1 protein-coding gene is annotated in these 335 nt (G+C 43.0%); it reads right to left on the reverse strand.

Going from position 1 to position 335, the window contains the following annotated elements:
* Positions 1-335, reverse strand: a 335-nt coding sequence (locus ETC27_RS17845; protein WP_369333508.1) for a putative PEP-binding protein, incomplete at both ends; no start/stop codon positions are given.

Here is a 335-nt window from a genome sequence, read left to right on the forward strand (position 1 = left end):
TTCGTATTGATCTTCTTCCGTTGGGAAGTCTTGAGCATCCATATAGAGGAACTCTGTACGGTAAAGACCAACAGCTTCCGCACCATTGTCGTTAACACCTTCAACATCTTTAGGTGTACCAATGTTTGCAGCTAACTCAAAGTGTTTACCATCAGCTGTTACTGTTTCAGCATCTTTAAGAGCAGCCCATTCAGCTTTTTGTGCCGCATACGCTTCACCAGCTGCGTGGAATTCGCTTTGTTGCTCTGGAGTTGGATCAAGAACAACTTCACCTGTTAAACCTGATACAGCCATAAGTTGACCTTCAGAAACAAGTTCAGTGATATTGTTTGTAC

It is taken from the genome of Onishia niordana (assembly GCF_004798965.1).
Lineage (GTDB): Bacteria > Pseudomonadota > Gammaproteobacteria > Pseudomonadales > Halomonadaceae > Onishia > Onishia niordana.